Annotated in this window: 1 protein-coding gene; it reads left to right on the top strand. The window is 69.2% G+C overall.

Going from position 1 to position 214, the window contains the following annotated elements; all coding sequences use genetic code 11:
• On the top strand, nt 1-214 hold a 214-nt coding region (locus AC6CHP_RS20825; RefSeq protein ID WP_498232081.1), incomplete at both ends, for an L-serine ammonia-lyase, iron-sulfur-dependent, subunit alpha.

Here is a 214-nt window from a genome sequence, read left to right on the forward strand (position 1 = left end):
AAGCCAGGAGGACCGCGACGACGTCGTGGTGCGTTTCCTGCTGGCCGCCGGTGCGGTGGGGGTGCTGTACAAGGAGCAGGCGTCGATTTCTGGTGCTGAGGTGGGGTGCCAGGGTGAGGTGGGGTCGGCGTCGTCGATGGCCGCTGCGGGCTTGGCTGAGGTGATGGGCGGGTCTCCGGCGCAGGTGGAGAACGCGGCGGAGATCGCGATGGAG

The organism is Pseudarthrobacter sp. GQ63, from assembly GCF_059758765.1.